Source organism: uncultured Kluyvera sp. (assembly GCF_902485085.1).
GTDB classification, from domain to species: domain Bacteria; phylum Pseudomonadota; class Gammaproteobacteria; order Enterobacterales; family Enterobacteriaceae; genus Kluyvera; species Kluyvera ascorbata.
On record NZ_CABTJS010000014.1, the window covers coordinates 101,995 to 116,295 of the forward strand.

At 52.2% G+C, this 14,301-nt stretch carries 14 protein-coding genes and 1 pseudogene; 11 read left to right on the forward strand and 4 right to left on the reverse strand.

All coding sequences use genetic code 11. The features are described from left to right. Window positions 1–133 precede the first annotated feature (133 nt). The gene (locus RDN66_RS02935; RefSeq protein WP_035894236.1) at window positions 134–610 is read left to right on the forward strand and encodes an FxsA family protein; all 477 of its coding nucleotides are present in this window, start codon (window positions 134–136) and stop codon (window positions 608–610) included. A 100-nt stretch (window positions 611–710) separates the two neighbouring features. Here the strand turns inward: RDN66_RS02935 and yjeH are convergent, their stop codons facing one another. Then, window positions 711–1,946 (reverse strand): L-methionine/branched-chain amino acid transporter, encoded by a 1,236-nt coding sequence (gene yjeH / locus RDN66_RS02940; RefSeq protein ID WP_123651156.1) that lies wholly within the window; start codon window positions 1,944–1,946, stop codon window positions 711–713. Window positions 1,947–2,200: 254 nt separating this feature from the next. Between yjeH and RDN66_RS02945 the strand changes: the two genes are divergently transcribed. From RDN66_RS02945 to RDN66_RS02955, 3 genes are all read left to right on the forward strand, one after another. After that, window positions 2,201–2,494, forward strand: a complete 294-nt coding sequence (locus RDN66_RS02945) for a co-chaperone GroES (protein ID WP_003855929.1) — start codon at window positions 2,201–2,203, stop codon at window positions 2,492–2,494. Between the two features lie 33 nt (window positions 2,495–2,527). Then, window positions 2,528–4,174, forward strand: a complete 1,647-nt coding sequence (gene groL / locus RDN66_RS02950; protein WP_035894234.1) for a chaperonin GroEL — start codon at window positions 2,528–2,530, stop codon at window positions 4,172–4,174. Between the two features lie 133 nt (window positions 4,175–4,307). Beyond that, on the forward strand, window positions 4,308–4,661 hold the full coding sequence (locus RDN66_RS02955; RefSeq protein ID WP_035894232.1) for a DUF4156 domain-containing protein: 354 nt from the start codon (window positions 4,308–4,310) through the stop codon (window positions 4,659–4,661). Between the two features lie 43 nt (window positions 4,662–4,704). Here RDN66_RS02955 and yjeJ read toward each other — a convergent pair whose 3' ends face one another. Then, complete coding sequence (gene yjeJ / locus RDN66_RS02960) at window positions 4,705–5,568, reverse strand: YjeJ family protein (protein ID WP_308537540.1); 864 nt, start codon at window positions 5,566–5,568, stop codon at window positions 4,705–4,707. A gap of 264 nt (window positions 5,569–5,832) precedes the next feature. Here yjeJ and tnpA point away from each other — a divergent pair, with 264 nt between their 5' ends. Further along, window positions 5,833–6,267, forward strand: a complete 435-nt coding sequence (gene tnpA, locus RDN66_RS02965) for an IS200/IS605 family transposase (protein WP_041162689.1) — start codon at window positions 5,833–5,835, stop codon at window positions 6,265–6,267. A 127-nt stretch (window positions 6,268–6,394) separates the two neighbouring features. Here the strand turns inward: tnpA and RDN66_RS02970 are convergent, their stop codons facing one another. After that, a complete protein-coding gene (locus RDN66_RS02970; protein ID WP_202217723.1) occupies window positions 6,395–7,819 on the reverse strand; it encodes an MFS transporter in 1,425 nt (474 codons plus the stop codon). Window positions 7,820–8,028: 209 nt separating this feature from the next. Here RDN66_RS02970 and azuC point away from each other — a divergent pair, with 209 nt between their 5' ends. Together azuC and RDN66_RS02980 are read left to right on the forward strand one after the other, a co-directional pair. After that, window positions 8,029–8,118 (forward strand): stress response protein AzuC, encoded by a 90-nt coding sequence (gene azuC / locus RDN66_RS02975; RefSeq protein WP_015963980.1) that lies wholly within the window; start codon window positions 8,029–8,031, stop codon window positions 8,116–8,118. A gap of 81 nt (window positions 8,119–8,199) precedes the next feature. Beyond that, the gene (locus RDN66_RS02980; RefSeq protein ID WP_035897221.1) at window positions 8,200–8,451 is read left to right on the forward strand and encodes a DUF2766 family protein; all 252 of its coding nucleotides are present in this window, start codon (window positions 8,200–8,202) and stop codon (window positions 8,449–8,451) included. 116 nt (window positions 8,452–8,567) lie between these two features. Here the strand turns inward: RDN66_RS02980 and RDN66_RS02985 are convergent, their stop codons facing one another. After that, on the reverse strand, window positions 8,568–9,071 hold the full coding sequence (locus RDN66_RS02985) for a non-heme ferritin-like protein (RefSeq protein WP_115074044.1): 504 nt from the start codon (window positions 9,069–9,071) through the stop codon (window positions 8,568–8,570). A 628-nt stretch (window positions 9,072–9,699) separates the two neighbouring features. Between RDN66_RS02985 and RDN66_RS02990 the strand changes: the two genes are divergently transcribed. The 4 genes and pseudogenes from RDN66_RS02990 to araH all read left to right on the forward strand — a co-directional run bounded on the left by RDN66_RS02990 (window position 9,700) and on the right by araH (window position 14,113). Further along, on the forward strand, window positions 9,700–10,257 hold the full coding sequence (locus RDN66_RS02990; RefSeq protein WP_202217724.1) for a DJ-1/PfpI family protein: 558 nt from the start codon (window positions 9,700–9,702) through the stop codon (window positions 10,255–10,257). Between the two features lie 303 nt (window positions 10,258–10,560). Further along, window positions 10,561–11,541, forward strand: a complete 981-nt coding sequence (locus RDN66_RS02995; protein ID WP_185669426.1) for an arabinose ABC transporter substrate-binding protein — start codon at window positions 10,561–10,563, stop codon at window positions 11,539–11,541. Between the two features lie 63 nt (window positions 11,542–11,604). Next, window positions 11,605–13,118 (forward strand): annotated as a pseudogene (gene araG / locus RDN66_RS03000) (L-arabinose ABC transporter ATP-binding protein AraG). Window positions 13,119–13,132: 14 nt separating this feature from the next. Then, window positions 13,133–14,113 (forward strand): arabinose ABC transporter permease AraH, encoded by a 981-nt coding sequence (araH, locus tag RDN66_RS03005; RefSeq protein ID WP_035897211.1) that lies wholly within the window; start codon window positions 13,133–13,135, stop codon window positions 14,111–14,113. Window positions 14,114–14,301 lie beyond the last annotated feature (188 nt).

Genomic DNA, 14,301 nt, shown 5'->3' on the forward strand with positions numbered 1-14,301 from the left:
TGACCATTGTTGACAAAATTATGGACAGGTGCTGATTGAAATACGATGAATCACCACCATCTAAAGGTAGTGTAGCGGGCTGTGAATCGCTGCAAACGCGCGAATCGCGTTATTTTTCGAACAGGAGATGCCAGTGCGCTGGATACCGTTAATTGCCATTTTTCTCTATGTTTACATTGAGATATCGATTTTTATCCAGGTCGCCCATGTGTTTGGCGTCCTGCTGACGTTAGTGCTGGTTATTTTTACCTCCGTCATCGGCATGTCGCTGGTGCGCAATCAGGGCTTCAAAAACCTGATGCTGATGCAGGAAAAAATGCAGGCGGGCGAAAGCCCGGCGGCCGAGATGGTCAAAAGCGTTTCGCTGATCCTCGCCGGTTTGCTGCTGCTGTTGCCAGGATTCTTTACCGACTTGTTAGGTCTGGTGCTGTTGCTGCCGCCGGTGCAGAAACACCTCACCGTGAAGCTGATGCCGTATCTGCACTTTAATCGGATGCCGGGCGGCGGGTTTGCGGGCGGTACTACAGGCGGGCAGACGTTTGACGGTGAGTATCAGCGTAAGGACGAGCGTCCGGACCAGTTGGATAACAAAGACGATCATCGCCCGTAAGTGGTGGTGATAATAAAAAGCCGGAGCGCGTTGAGCCTCCGGCTTTTTTTATGGCGTTGGTGCGGTCCCGGCTACAGGTCGGCAGCGACGCCGGGAATGCTCAGGCCTTCCTTTTCGGCAGCAGCACCCACAGCGCGGCCAGCATCACGATCGCGTACAGGCTCTTCCATCCCACCATTGACAGCAACAGCACGCACAGCGCCACGCCCACGACGGATAATGCGCGGTAGCGCCCGCCTAACAACCGGCAGCCCGCCAGCATGCACAGCAGATAAATCATAATAAAGATGCCGTTGGCATAGACGATCAGCGCATCGAGGTTGATGTTTAGCCAGTAGCTGGCAAGCGTGCTCACCATGCAACTACCAATCACCACGCTCAGCGCATTGCGCGGCACCAGCCCCGGCGAGAGGCGCGCCAGATAGCTATCCGGCTTAGACTGCGCCTGCGACCACACCAGCCGGGCGAAGCTTTGAATATAGATATTGAGGCTGGCGAAGCAGGCGAGGAAGCCGACTACGCTCGCCAGCCACAGCGCTTTCACGCCAAACAGTTGCACCACGATGGTCGGCAGCGAGGCCGCCGCGGTATTGGCGGCACCGTAGGCGTGGAAGTGCAGCACCAGCACGGTACAGGCCCAGTAGACCACGCCCGCCAACAGCAGGCCGATAATCAGCGCGCGCGGGAAGTCGCGCTCCGGGTTGCGGAATTCTGAGGCCATATGGGCGAACGCTTCTAAGCCGACGAAGCACCAGAACATCACCGATAGCGCGGCGAAAAGCTGTGAACTATCGACATCCGGTAGCGCCGGGAAAGGGATCGCTTTTACAGAAATATCGCCGTAGACCCAAATGGCGGCCAGCAGGGCAACAATCAAAATGGCGACCAGCGTTTGTAAATTAGCGCTGGAACTGGCGCCGCGTGAGCCCAGCCACCAGACAATCGCCAGCGTCGCCATCTCCGCCATCAGCAACTGCCAGCCATGCCAGCCGAACAGCGCCTGGGTAAAGCCAGAGGCGATATGCAGCGCGGCGGGCAGGCCAACCGGGATAACGGAAAGGAACAGCCAGCCGGTCACGCGGGCGAGGCGAGGGCCAAAGGCCATTTCGACGAAGTGCGCTACGCCGCCGGCGCTGGGAAAGTGTCGACCCAGAAGGGCAAAAACAATCGCCACGGGAAAGACCAGTACAATCAGCGCGGGCCATGCCCACAGGCTATTATCACCGGCAACCAGCGCGCCCAGCGCCGGAACGGCAAAGACGCCGGTGCCGAGCAGTGACGTTGATAGTAATCCTACTCCCTGAGCTAACCCGAGCTCCTGTTTAAGTCCTGCCATGTCCCTCGTCCACACCCTTGCAAAAAGAGCAAAATGTTACCACATCCCCCCTCCCGACGGCCCCGCGGCATTGTGCTGTTCTAAGCCGGTAATTCAGCGATTTATCGTGATTGCGCCGCCTGACAAAATTTTTTTTAGGGTGCCCCCTTGAAGGGCAAAATAACCATCCCCATCTCTCTGGCACTAGCCGGAAAACCGTTTACGGCCCGGCATCACCCATAACTGATAATGACTTTCTCAAAGGAGAGCTATCAATGAGTATTCGTCCGTTACATGATCGTGTGATCGTCAAACGCAAAGAAGTTGAAACCAAATCTGCAGGCGGCATCGTTCTGACCGGTTCTGCGGCAGCAAAATCAACTCGTGGCGAAATCATCGCTGTCGGTAAGGGCCGCATCCTGGAAAACGGGACCGTGCAGCCGCTGGACGTTAAAGTTGGTGACATCGTGATTTTCAACGATGGCTACGGCGTGAAATCTGAGAAGATCGACAATGAAGAAGTGTTGATCATGTCTGAAAGCGACATCCTGGCAATTGTTGAAGCGTAAGCAACGCGCGAACGAATTTGAGGAATAGAAGAAATGGCAGCTAAAGACGTAAAATTTGGTAACGACGCTCGTGTAAAAATGCTGCGCGGCGTTAACGTACTGGCAGACGCAGTTAAAGTTACCCTGGGCCCTAAAGGCCGTAACGTTGTTCTGGACAAATCTTTCGGCGCACCGACCATCACTAAAGATGGCGTATCTGTAGCACGTGAAATCGAACTGGAAGACAAGTTCGAAAACATGGGTGCACAGATGGTGAAAGAAGTTGCCTCTAAAGCGAACGACGCTGCAGGCGACGGTACCACCACCGCGACCGTACTGGCTCAGGCTATCATCGCAGAAGGCCTGAAAGCCGTTGCTGCGGGTATGAACCCAATGGACCTGAAGCGCGGTATCGACAAAGCCGTTCTGGCTGCAGTTGAAGAACTGAAAGCGCTGTCCGTACCTTGCTCCGACTCTAAAGCGATTGCTCAGGTTGGTACCATCTCCGCTAACTCCGACGAAACCGTAGGTAAACTGATCGCTGAAGCGATGGATAAAGTCGGTAAAGAAGGCGTGATCACCGTTGAAGACGGTACCGGTCTGGAAGACGAACTGGACGTGGTTGAAGGTATGCAGTTCGACCGTGGCTACCTGTCCCCATACTTCATCAACAAACCAGAAACTGGTGCTGTTGAGCTGGAAAGCCCGTTCATCCTGCTGGCTGACAAAAAAGTTTCCAACATCCGCGAAATGCTGCCAGTTCTGGAAGCCGTTGCTAAAGCAGGCAAACCACTGGTTATCATCGCTGAAGACGTTGAAGGCGAAGCGCTGGCTACTCTGGTGGTTAACACCATGCGCGGTATCGTGAAAGTCGCTGCTGTTAAAGCACCTGGCTTCGGCGACCGTCGTAAAGCTATGCTGCAAGATATCGCAACCCTGACCGGCGGTACCGTTATCTCTGAAGAGATAGGTATGGAGCTGGAAAAAGCAACCCTGGAAGACCTGGGTCAGGCTAAACGCGTTGTGATCAACAAAGACACCACCACCATCATCGATGGCGTGGGTGAAGAAGCTGCGATCCAGGGCCGCGTTGCTCAGATCCGCAAACAGATTGAAGAAGCAACTTCTGACTACGACCGTGAAAAACTGCAGGAACGCGTAGCGAAACTGGCTGGCGGCGTTGCGGTAATCAAAGTCGGTGCAGCTACCGAAGTTGAAATGAAAGAGAAAAAAGCACGCGTTGACGATGCCCTGCACGCGACCCGTGCTGCGGTAGAAGAAGGCGTGGTTGCTGGTGGTGGTGTAGCGCTGGTTCGCGTTGCCGCTAAACTGGCTGGCCTGACCGCTCAGAACGAAGATCAGAACGTCGGTATCAAAGTTGCGCTGCGCGCAATGGAAGCTCCACTGCGTCAGATCGTTTCCAACGCCGGTGAAGAGCCATCTGTTGTTGCGAACAACGTGAAAGCGGGCGAAGGTAACTACGGTTACAACGCAGCAACTGAAGAATACGGCAACATGATCGACTTCGGTATCCTGGACCCAACTAAAGTGACCCGTTCTGCTCTGCAGTACGCTGCATCCGTTGCTGGTCTGATGATCACCACCGAGTGCATGGTTACCGACCTGCCAAAAGGCGACGCTCCTGATTTAGGCGCAGCTGGCGGCATGGGCGGCATGGGTGGTATGGGCGGCATGATGTAATCGTGCGCTATACCCCATAGCATCAAGAAACCCCCGAGCAGAAATGCTCGGGGGTTTTTCTTTTGGTCATCTTTTAGGTATAAGGTTTACACACGGGCGGCTTGCGTCCAGCTCATTGATTATGGGGAATAACATGCAGGTAAAATATTTGGCAGGGATCGTTGGCGCAGCGCTGCTGCTGGCCGGCTGTAGCTCAACCACGGAACTGACCTCTGGCGGCCAGAACGTACGCTTTGTAGAAGATAAACCGGGTGCGGAGTGTCAGCTGCTGGGTACCGCTACCGGGACTCAGGGTAACTGGCTTTCTGGGCAGCAGGGTGCTGAAGGTGGCTCTCTGCGCGGTGCGGCCAATGCGCTGCGTAACCACGCCGCAGAGATGGGCGGCAACGTTATTTATGGCGTAAGCAGCCCGACCCAAGGCGTACTGTCCAGCTTCGTGCCGACCGACAGCGAAATGAACGGTCAGGTTTATAAGTGCCCGAACTGATTCACGCGTAGCGCCCCCGCTAGTATTTCGGGGGCGTAGTGCGTCAGGCTTTTTCTGCGTTTTTTTCTACGCTTTGCTGTAGTTGATACAGCGCCTGCATGCAGGCATCAGCCGTGAAGGTTTTACGTTTGTCAGAAGAGAGTGCTCTGACAAAAACCTGGCACGGTAAGCCCGCGAGTTTCTTCAGCCTTGGACTGCAATCTAACAGCCGACGGGTGACGGCTTCGACGTCTTTGGTGCCCGGTTTGCTGCGCGTTTTAATCACCGTCCCGCTAAACTGTGTTTTCCCTTCGGTATCGGTATAACGATAGATAACCGCCAGATGGTGAACGAACAGGTTTCGTTTCCAGGCCGGATGGTAGTATGTGTCGTATTCCAGATTACCGCCTGCCTGGCAGTCCACATCGTACAGTGGCAGGAAATCCAGCATGGAAGAGATACGCAGCGACAGCTCGTTCATCCCCGCGTTATTGATGGCATGGACCATCACGGTCACCAGCAGCTCGATTTGCAGCAGGTCAACGACCAGTTCGACCTTTTTGCCGGAATGCAGCGTCAGGGTGAACGTCTGGGTTTCATTGTCATCATGCGTGAGTGCGATGGCGTTGACGCGCAGATTCACGTCGGCTTGCTCCAGCTCTTCGCGCTGCAAAGCTGGGATATTCTGGTGCATTTTCGCAGTGGCTTTATCGCGCGCCTTTTCGTAGCGGCTATGCTCGTCGGCGCTGAGCTGCGGGATCTGAGCAAGACGGTATTCGAGGGCAATCAGCAAATCTTTCAGCACGATAGCGGGCAGGAAAAAGAGCGACTCTTTGTTACGCGGCTCTTTAACTTTTAAGGCCAGCGCAATGAAGTTATTTTCCTGACGAATAACGCCTGCGTTAATGCCTTTGATGGAAATAGACAAACGGTTCTCCTTAACCATTTTTAGGTTAAATGTGTTTACTTAACTTATTGATTTAAATTATTTTTAGACAAAGCTGAAGGGTTAAAATAACACAGACCATTATGATGTCCAAAAAAAGAGGCAGACCGAAGTCTGCCTTTTCATTGTCACCCCTAAACCACCTCCTAGGGAGGTGGTGATTGATCCTGTAAGGCTATAGCCTGAAGAATGCCCATGCCGGAATATCTCTGCTTACTCACCACAAGTAAAAGGAGACAAACCAACATGGGGCTTTACAGGAGTTCATCACATGTATATTGGCGTTGCAAATACCACATAGTCTGGACACCAAAATATCGATTCAGGATCCTCAAAGACAAGCTGGGCAAGGAGCTTTACAGGACAATCTACATTCTCTGCGGAATCAAGGATTGTGAAGTTCTGGAGTTAAATGTCCAGCCAGATCATGTACATCTAGTCGTCATCGTCCCACCTAAAATCTCAATATCAACGCTAATGGGCCATTTGAAAGGTCGCAGTGCCATCAGGCTCTACAATCGTTTTCCACACATCAGGAAGAAGCTCTGGGGAAACCATTTTTGGTCGCGTGGTTACTTTGTAGATACGGTAGGAGTGAATGAGGAAATTATCAGAAGATATGTGCGGCATCAGGAGAAAACGGAACAAACACATGAACAACAGATGGAATTGCTAGAGTAGTAAGCGGAAGGTGAAAGTAGCCCCCCTTACAGGGGGCATTCTCAAAAGCCACCTTCTAAGAAGGTGGTCTTTTACTGGTACGGTCAACGGCTCACCGTACCTTGCAACCAGACCCATCCCGGATGGGTTACTGTTTCACTTTCTTCGACACCGAACTGCCCGCATCCCGCGTTAAGTGCAGCGTATCAATCATCCCCACCAGACAAATCAGCGCGATAAAGATGAACGCCAAACGGAAGCTAATGCCTGGAACATCGCTGAGGCTCAGTATAGCGCTGACTTTCTCACCCAAACGAATACCGATAGCGCCAAGCGTTATGCCAAGGCCGATAGCCAGCTGGCTGGCGGTGCTGAATAACGTGTTGGCGTAACTCATCTGGGCGGACGGTACGTCGGCAAAAGCCAGCGTACTGACCCCGGTGAACTGGATGGAACGGAACACGCCGCCAAGGTAGAGCACCAGCATTATCACCCACACCGGCGTGTGCGGTGTTAAGAAGGCGCAGGCAACCAGCGCAATGACGTTTAACGCGCCGTTGAGCAGCAGCAGGCGGCGGAATCCTAGCTTGCGGATGAGCGGCGTTGTAGCCGGTTTAATCGTCAGGTTACCCACGAATACCGCCAGCACCAGCAGGCCGGAATGGAACGGATCCATACCGAAGCCCACCTGAAACAGCAGCGGAAGCAGGAACGGCACGGCGCTGATGGAGGCGCGGAATAGCGATCCACCGTACATCGTGACTTTAAACGTTGGGACCTGTAGGGCGTCCATACGAATCATTGGCCATTGACTGTTGCGGAAGTGGCGCAGTGCGTAATAGAAGGTGACGCCGCCGAGCACCAGCAGGCCGACGATTAACCCACCTTGTAATTTTTCAGCCCCCAGTAGTTCCATGGCATAGACCAGGCTCACCATCGAGACCGAGGTCGCCACAAATCCCGGCAGATCAAAGGGTCTCCGCTCATCGTCACGGATATTAGGGATTATCTTCAGTGCCAGAAGAATGGCGATGATGCCAAGTGGAACGTTAATAAAGAAAATCCAGCGCCAGTCTGCGACTTTGGTGATGAACCCACCAAGCGGTGGCCCAATAATGGGGGCAATCAGCGCGGGCCAGGTGAGCGTGGCGATGGCGGTAATCAATAGGTGCTTGGGCGTGGTACGCAGCACGGCGAGTCGCCCGACCGGTACCATCAGCGCGCCGCCGACGCCTTGCAAAATACGCATAGCCACAAAGCTGTGCGCGCTGGTGGCTAGCCCGCAGAAAACGGAGGAGACGGTGAAGATAGCCAGCGCAAGACTGAAGATAGTTCTGGCGCCGAAGCGATCCGCAATCCAACCGCTGGCGGGGATGAGTACGGCGAGGGTGATCAGATAGGCGCTGATGCCGATGTTCAGGTCGACGGCTTCAACGCCAAATGTTTTCGCCATATCAGGAAGGGCGGTGGCAATCACCGTACCATCCAGGAACTCCATAAAGAATGCACCGGCCACAAGCAGCGCAGCAGGGGATACCCCGCGGCTCGCCTGGGCCTGGAGAGGCTCACTCATGGTTGTTTTACCCTATCAAAATAATTTTTAAAATTTATAGCTTTTGTAGTTTTGGTAAGTGGTCGATTTCTATAACAAAATTTTTATAAATTTAACGCAATCGATAAAACTAGTGTGATTTTTGTCGCAAAACGGTTGATTTTTGTGACGGTGGTCATATTATGTGCGTAAAGACAATAACACCTGCATAACAAAACCGGAGCATCAACATGAAACAGCGCATGCGTAAAATCCTCAAAAGCATGTTTGAGAACTACTGCAAAACTTTCAAAGACGTACCGCCAGGCGCTATGTTCTGATAAAAAAAACCTGCCACGGCAGGTTTTTTTATCTTCTGCGAAAGTAGGTTACTATTACGCTCCGCAAAATAGGAGCAAAAAATGTCTCAGAACCTGACCCCGAACGATGAACTGGTTTCCGATGTGGTAGCCTGCCAGCTCGTTATCAAACAGATCCTCGACGTCATCGACGTTATCGCCCCGGTTGAAGTCCGTGAAAAAATGGCGAGCCAACTGAAATCCATCGATTTTACCACCCACCCAGCAGGGGCTGACCCGGTGACGCTGCGAGCGATTCAGAAAGCGATTGCACTGATTGAGCTGAAGTTTGCGCCACAGGATGCAACGCACTAATACGCGGTGAGGTTTCGGGAAAATGGCCCGGAATACCAATAACGCGGTGAGGTTTCGGGAAAATGGCCCGGAATACCAATAAAAGAAGGGCGGAGACGCCGCCCTTCTGAAATCAATTAATGTTGTTGTTGAGTCACGATATTCAGCAGATGCTGGTCGGTTTGTTGAATGCAAAGACCGGCTTTTCGTGCGCTGCGAACTTCATCCAGAATCGTCTTCAGCAAGATACCATCCTGTTCCTGCTCTTCTTCCAGAGCGTTCAGGAACGTCAGGGTGTTATCGTCATGAAGCACTTTAGCTTGTTCAGTTAATTCTGACAGCGTTGAAGCACGTTGGTCATGGCCTTCGATTGTTTTCAGGAAAAGATCTTCGAGGGTCGCGCATTTATCTTCGTTGGTTTCAAAAGCTTTAACCACCGGATAAGCGCCAGACTTCTTCATATAGTCGAACACGCGCATCATCTGCGTTACGCTGGACTGAGCCCGTGAACGTAGAAACGTCGCGGTCCCATTCAGCCTATGTTCTGAGCACCACTCGCTCAAACGCAAATAATGATTAGATGCAGAAAACTCAAGATTCATCTGTGCATTAAGCTTTTGAACCATTCCTGGAACTGCCATACAAATATCCTTATTGCTGGTAGGAACGATACGCGTTAAATCGCATAGTTCGTAATAGCCGCTAACCATGCGCTATTTCCGCGTTAGAGTGTGACTACATATTACCTGTAGTCCTTGCGTCTGACTTTGGGATATTAAATCCCTTCGTCAAAAAAATAATACGCTGAGTGTGGATATAAGAAAAGTCTCATGGGTTGCTTTTTACGTTTCGTTACAACCTATATTAAAATTAACGCCATTGGCAGAGATATATTTTCTTAATGCGATGATTAACAGTGAATATAACGCGTTTGTATATTTTCCGTAAGGCTTTGTTAACATGAGGTTTGCTAGGGCTCGATGGGCATTTAAAGTGTGATCGCGATCTTGTTTTTCAATGAATATTAAAGTTAAAGCGAAATTAATACGTATTATTTACGATGAATGGCATTTTACGAATAATGTTTATCAGACAAAGCATGTATTTTTAAGTGGCTGTCTTGAATATCAAAACAAGGTTAAATTTGTTTTAGATCATTTTTGCTATTAGACAGCCGGTAGATGCTGTTTGCCGTAATTAAGGGTACGCAAGTTCTTCCCGTTTTGCCGCCTCAGGGAAGATGCGTTGATTAAAATGACAGGAGTTAAAATGAAACAGGTTGCTGTACTGCTGGCCCCAGGTTTTGAAGAAGGGGAAGCGATTGTCACGATTGATATCCTACGTCGTCTGCACATTGGCGTTGAACTGGTGTCCTGCGCTGAGTCCCGAGCGGTTGTCAGCTATCACGATATTCCGATGGTTGCCGATGCGACGCTGGCAGAACGCCTTGATACGCTGTACGACGCGGTTGTCCTGCCAGGCGGCCCTCAGGGGAGCGTGAATCTGGCGGCGAATGCCGATGTTGTTAAATTCGTCGCGGCCCACGATGCGGCAGGTAAGTTTATCTGCCCAATCTGCTCTGCGGCGGCACGTGTATTAGCAGGTAATGACTTGCTGAAAGGGCGCCGTTACGTTTGCTCCGGGGATTTATGGCAGGATGTGAAAAACGGTGAATATGTTGATGCACCGGTTGTCGAAGATGGCAATCTGATTAGCGGCAAAGGCTTTGGTCATGTCTTTGATTTCGCATTCACCGTTGCCGCTCGCCTGCTGGGTGATGAAGCGCCGGTTCGCGACCATGCCGATCACATCTATTACCGCTGGTAATTGTTAACAAATTCCGGTTAAAGGGATTTTCCCACTCGTTATATAGATAAATCTGCTATCCCTTAGCGTGAATTGTCCGACAATTCACGCTTTCTATATGTACTTAATTGCTGAATATATGCATCACCCTACTGTAATTCTGCGGTGTGATGCCGCTCTCTTCTGGAAAACGCATTCCGGGCTATTAATGTTTCAACAACGTTAACGCTGTTAATAATACGGCTAATACTTTGTTTTATGTCTAATTTAAATCACCTATTTGATTTTTCCCTACATAAAAGAACATTAAGGCTGGAGTTAACCATGCACAAATTTACCAAAGCGCTGGCGGCCATTGGTCTGGCAGCGGTTATGTCACAATCAGCTATGGCTGAAAATCTCAAGCTCGGTTTTTTAGTGAAACAACCCGAGGAACCCTGGTTCCAGACGGAATGGAAATTTGCCGATAAAGCCGGTAAAGACCTCGGCTTTGACGTGATTAAAATTGCCGTGCCGGACGGAGAGAAAACGCTGAATGCGATTGATAGCCTGGCGGCTAGCGGCGCAAAAGGCTTTGTTATCTGCACCCCAGACCCGAAATTAGGGCCAGCCATTGTGGCGAAAGCGCGCGGCTATGACATGAAGGTAATCACCGTCGACGATCAGTTCGTCAACGCCAAAGGTAAACCGATGGAAGATGTACCGTTGGTGATGATGGCGGCGAGCGAAATTGGCGCGCGTCAGGGCCAGGAACTCTACAAAGAAATGCAAAAGCGCGGTTGGGATGTGAAAACGACCGGCGTGATGGCCATCACCGCGAACGAACTGGATACGGCGCGTCGTCGTACTACCGGTTCAATGGACGCGTTGAAAGCGGCGGGCTTCCCGGAAAAACAAATCTATCAGGTACCGACCAAATCTAACGATATCCCGGGTGCATTCGATGCCGGTAACTCCCTGCTGGTACAGCATCCGGAAGTGAAACAGTGGCTGATTATCGGCATGAACGACAACACCGTACTGGGCGGCGTGCGTGCGACGGAAGGCCAGGGCTTTAAAGCGGCCAACGTCATTGGTATCGGCATTAACGGCGTTGATGCGGTCAATGAGCTTTCTAAAGCCCAGGCTACCGGCTTCTTCGGCTCATTACTGCCAAGCCCGGATATTCACGGCTATAAAACCAGTGAACTGCTCTACAACTGGGTACAGAAAGGCGCTGAGCCACCGAAATTTACTGCGGTGACTGACGTGGTGCTGATTACCCGCGATAACTTCAAAGAAGAGCTGGCGAAAAAAGGCCTCTGAGTCCTGATAGTTCTCCCTTCGCGACAGCGAAGGGAGACGGGTCGTGTCATTGTGGAGGTTGCGATGCAACAGTCTACCCCTTATCTCTCTTTCCGCGGTATTAGCAAAACCTTCCCCGGCGTAAAAGCGCTGTCCGATATTAGCTTCGATTGCTATAGCGGACAGGTGCATGCGCTGATGGGGGAGAACGGCGCGGGTAAATCCACGCTGCTGAAAATTCTCAGCGGCAATTATGCGCCAACCTCCGGGTCATTGGTGCTGCGGGGAGAAGAGATTTCTTTTGCCGATACCACTGCGGCGTTGAACGCAGGGATCGCAATTATTTACCAGGAACTGCATCTCGTCCCGGAAATGACCGTGGCGGAAAATATTTATCTAGGGCAGTTACCGAGCCGCGGCGGCTTCGTTAACCGCTCGTTGCTGAACTATGAAGCCCGGCTGCAGCTGGAGCATCTGGGTCTGGATATCGACCCCGACACGCCGCTGAAGTATCTCTCTATCGGCCAGTGGCAGATGGTGGAAATTGCCAAGGCTCTGGCGCGTAACGCCAAGGTTTCGCCTTTGACGAACCGACCAGCTCGCTATCCGCGCGCGAAATCGACAATCTGTTCAGGGTCATCCGCGAACTGCGCAAAGAAGGCAGGGTGATCATTTATGTTTCACACCGCATGGAGGAGATTTTTGCCCTCAGCGATGCGATTACCGTGTTCAAAGACGGTCGTTATGTCTGCACATTTGACGATATCAAAGCGGTCAGCCATGACCGCCTGGTACAGGCAATGGTCGGGCGTGAAATCGGTGATATCTACGGCTGGCAGTCACGCGAGTATGGCGATGAGCGTTTGCGCCTTGACCAGGTGAAAGCGCCGGGCGTTCGCACGCCAATCTCGCTTGCGGTGCGCAGCGGCGAAATCGTCGGGTTGTTTGGCTTAGTCGGGGCGGGACGAAGTGAACTGATGAAAGGGATCTTCGGTGGCACCAGGCTCAGCGGCGGGCAGATATTTATCGACGGCCAGCCGGTGACTATCGATAAGCCAGCGCAGGCCATTCGTGCCGGGATGATGCTTTGCCCGGAAGACCGCAAAGCCGAGGGGATTATTCCGGTCCATTCGGTGCGCGACAATATCAACATTAGCGCCCGGCGTAAGCATATCCACGCTGGCTGTCTTATCAACAATGCGTGGGAGTCAACCAACGCTGAACATCATATTAAATCTCTGAATATCAAAACGCCGGGGGCGCAGCAGTTGATTATGAACCTCTCCGGGGGTAATCAGCAGAAAGCAATTCTTGGGCGCTGGCTCTCTGAGGAGATGAAGGTCATCCTGCTGGATGAACCGACGCGCGGGATTGACGTTGGGGCCAAACATGAAATCTATAACGTGATTTACGCGCTAGCGGCCTCGGGCGTAGCGGTGCTTTTTGCCTCCAGCGACCTGCCGGAAGTATTGGGCGTTGCTGACCGCATCCTGGTGATGCGGGAAGGGGAGATTTCCGGTGAGCTGCTGCACGACAGCGCCAATGAACAACAGGCGTTAAGCCTGGCTATGCCTAAAGTCAGTCAGGCTGTGGCCTGAGGAAGGAGGTTACGATGTCATCTGTTACTACACCAGGCGCACGTCGCACGTCGCTGAGTTTTGGCCGTATCTGGGATCAGTACGGCATGCTGGTGGTCTTTGCCGTGCTGTTTATTTGCTGCGCCATTTTTGTGCCAAATTTTGCCTCATTCATCAATATGAAGGGGTTAGGGTTGGCGATTTCTATGTCGGGAATGGTGGCCTGCGGAATGCTCTTCTGCCTCGCTTCCGGCGACTTTGACCTGTCAGTGGCGTCGGTGATTGCCTGCGCAGGGGTTACCACGGCGGTGGTGATTAACCTCACTGAGAGCCTATGGATTGGCGTATTTGCCGGTCTGCTGCTCGGGGCGTTAAGCGGGTTGGTCAACGGTTTTGTTATTGCGAAACTGAAAATCAACGCCTTGATTACGACGCTTGCGACGATGCAGATTGTGCGAGGCCTCGCCTACATTATCTCAGACGGCAAGGCGGTGGGCATTGAAGACGAGCGCTTCTTTACCCTCGGCTATGCCAACTGGCTAGGGCTGCCGGCGCCAATCTGGCTGACCGTTGGGTGCCTGATTATTTTCGGTTTACTGCTGAATAAAACCACCTTCGGGCGCAATACCCTGGCGATTGGCGGTAATGAAGAAGCGGCGCGTCTGGCGGGGGTTCCCGTGGTGCGTACCAAGATAATCATTTTTGTCCTATCCGGGCTGGTGTCCGCGGCGGCGGGTATTATTCTGGCCTCGCGTATGACCAGCGGCCAGCCGATGACTTCCATTGGTTATGAGCTGATCGTTATCTCGGCGTGCGTGCTGGGCGGCGTGTCGCTGAAGGGCGGGATCGGCAAGATCTCTTATGTGGTGGCCGGGATCCTGATTCTGGGAACGGTAGAAAACGCTATGAACCTGCTGAATATTTCCCCGTTCTCTCAGTATGTCGTGCGTGGCCTGATCTTACTGGCGGCGGTGATTTTTGACCGCTACAAACAGAAGGCGAAGCGTACAGTCTGATTGTGTGATATTGGTCCCGGCGTCGCTGCGCTCGGCCGGGCTACAAAAAATAGCTATCCGTAACCCGGCCGAGCGCATGTACGACCGGATACATAGGTAACACTTCAGACCGGGAACATAGGTAACACTTTCCTAGTCTATCCGGATAATACTACGGCTTTTCCGGTCATAGTAAGCAAGCGTTATTC

Excerpts from the sequence above, each read along its gene's own strand:
- RDN66_RS02945 (WP_003855929.1), top strand. The coding sequence starts at position 2,201 with ATGAGTATTCGTCCGTTACATGATCGTGTGATCGTCAAACGCAAAGAA.
- RDN66_RS02995 (WP_185669426.1), top strand. The coding sequence starts at position 10,561 with ATGCACAAATTTACCAAAGCGCTGGCGGCCATTGGTCTGGCAGCGGTT.
- araH (WP_035897211.1), top strand. The coding sequence starts at position 13,133 with ATGTCATCTGTTACTACACCAGGCGCACGTCGCACGTCGCTGAGTTTT.
- azuC (WP_015963980.1), top strand. The coding sequence starts at position 8,029 with ATGAAACAGCGCATGCGTAAAATCCTCAAAAGCATGTTTGAGAACTAC.
- tnpA (WP_041162689.1), top strand. The coding sequence starts at position 5,833 with ATGGGGCTTTACAGGAGTTCATCACATGTATATTGGCGTTGCAAATAC.
- RDN66_RS02955 (WP_035894232.1), top strand. The coding sequence starts at position 4,308 with ATGCAGGTAAAATATTTGGCAGGGATCGTTGGCGCAGCGCTGCTGCTG.
- RDN66_RS02990 (WP_202217724.1), top strand. The coding sequence starts at position 9,700 with ATGAAACAGGTTGCTGTACTGCTGGCCCCAGGTTTTGAAGAAGGGGAA.
- RDN66_RS02980 (WP_035897221.1), top strand. The coding sequence starts at position 8,200 with ATGTCTCAGAACCTGACCCCGAACGATGAACTGGTTTCCGATGTGGTA.
- RDN66_RS02970 (WP_202217723.1), bottom strand. The coding sequence starts at position 7,819 with ATGAGTGAGCCTCTCCAGGCCCAGGCGAGCCGCGGGGTATCCCCTGCT.
- groL (WP_035894234.1), top strand. The coding sequence starts at position 2,528 with ATGGCAGCTAAAGACGTAAAATTTGGTAACGACGCTCGTGTAAAAATG.
- RDN66_RS02985 (WP_115074044.1), bottom strand. The coding sequence starts at position 9,071 with ATGGCAGTTCCAGGAATGGTTCAAAAGCTTAATGCACAGATGAATCTT.
- yjeH (WP_123651156.1), bottom strand. The coding sequence starts at position 1,946 with ATGGCAGGACTTAAACAGGAGCTCGGGTTAGCTCAGGGAGTAGGATTA.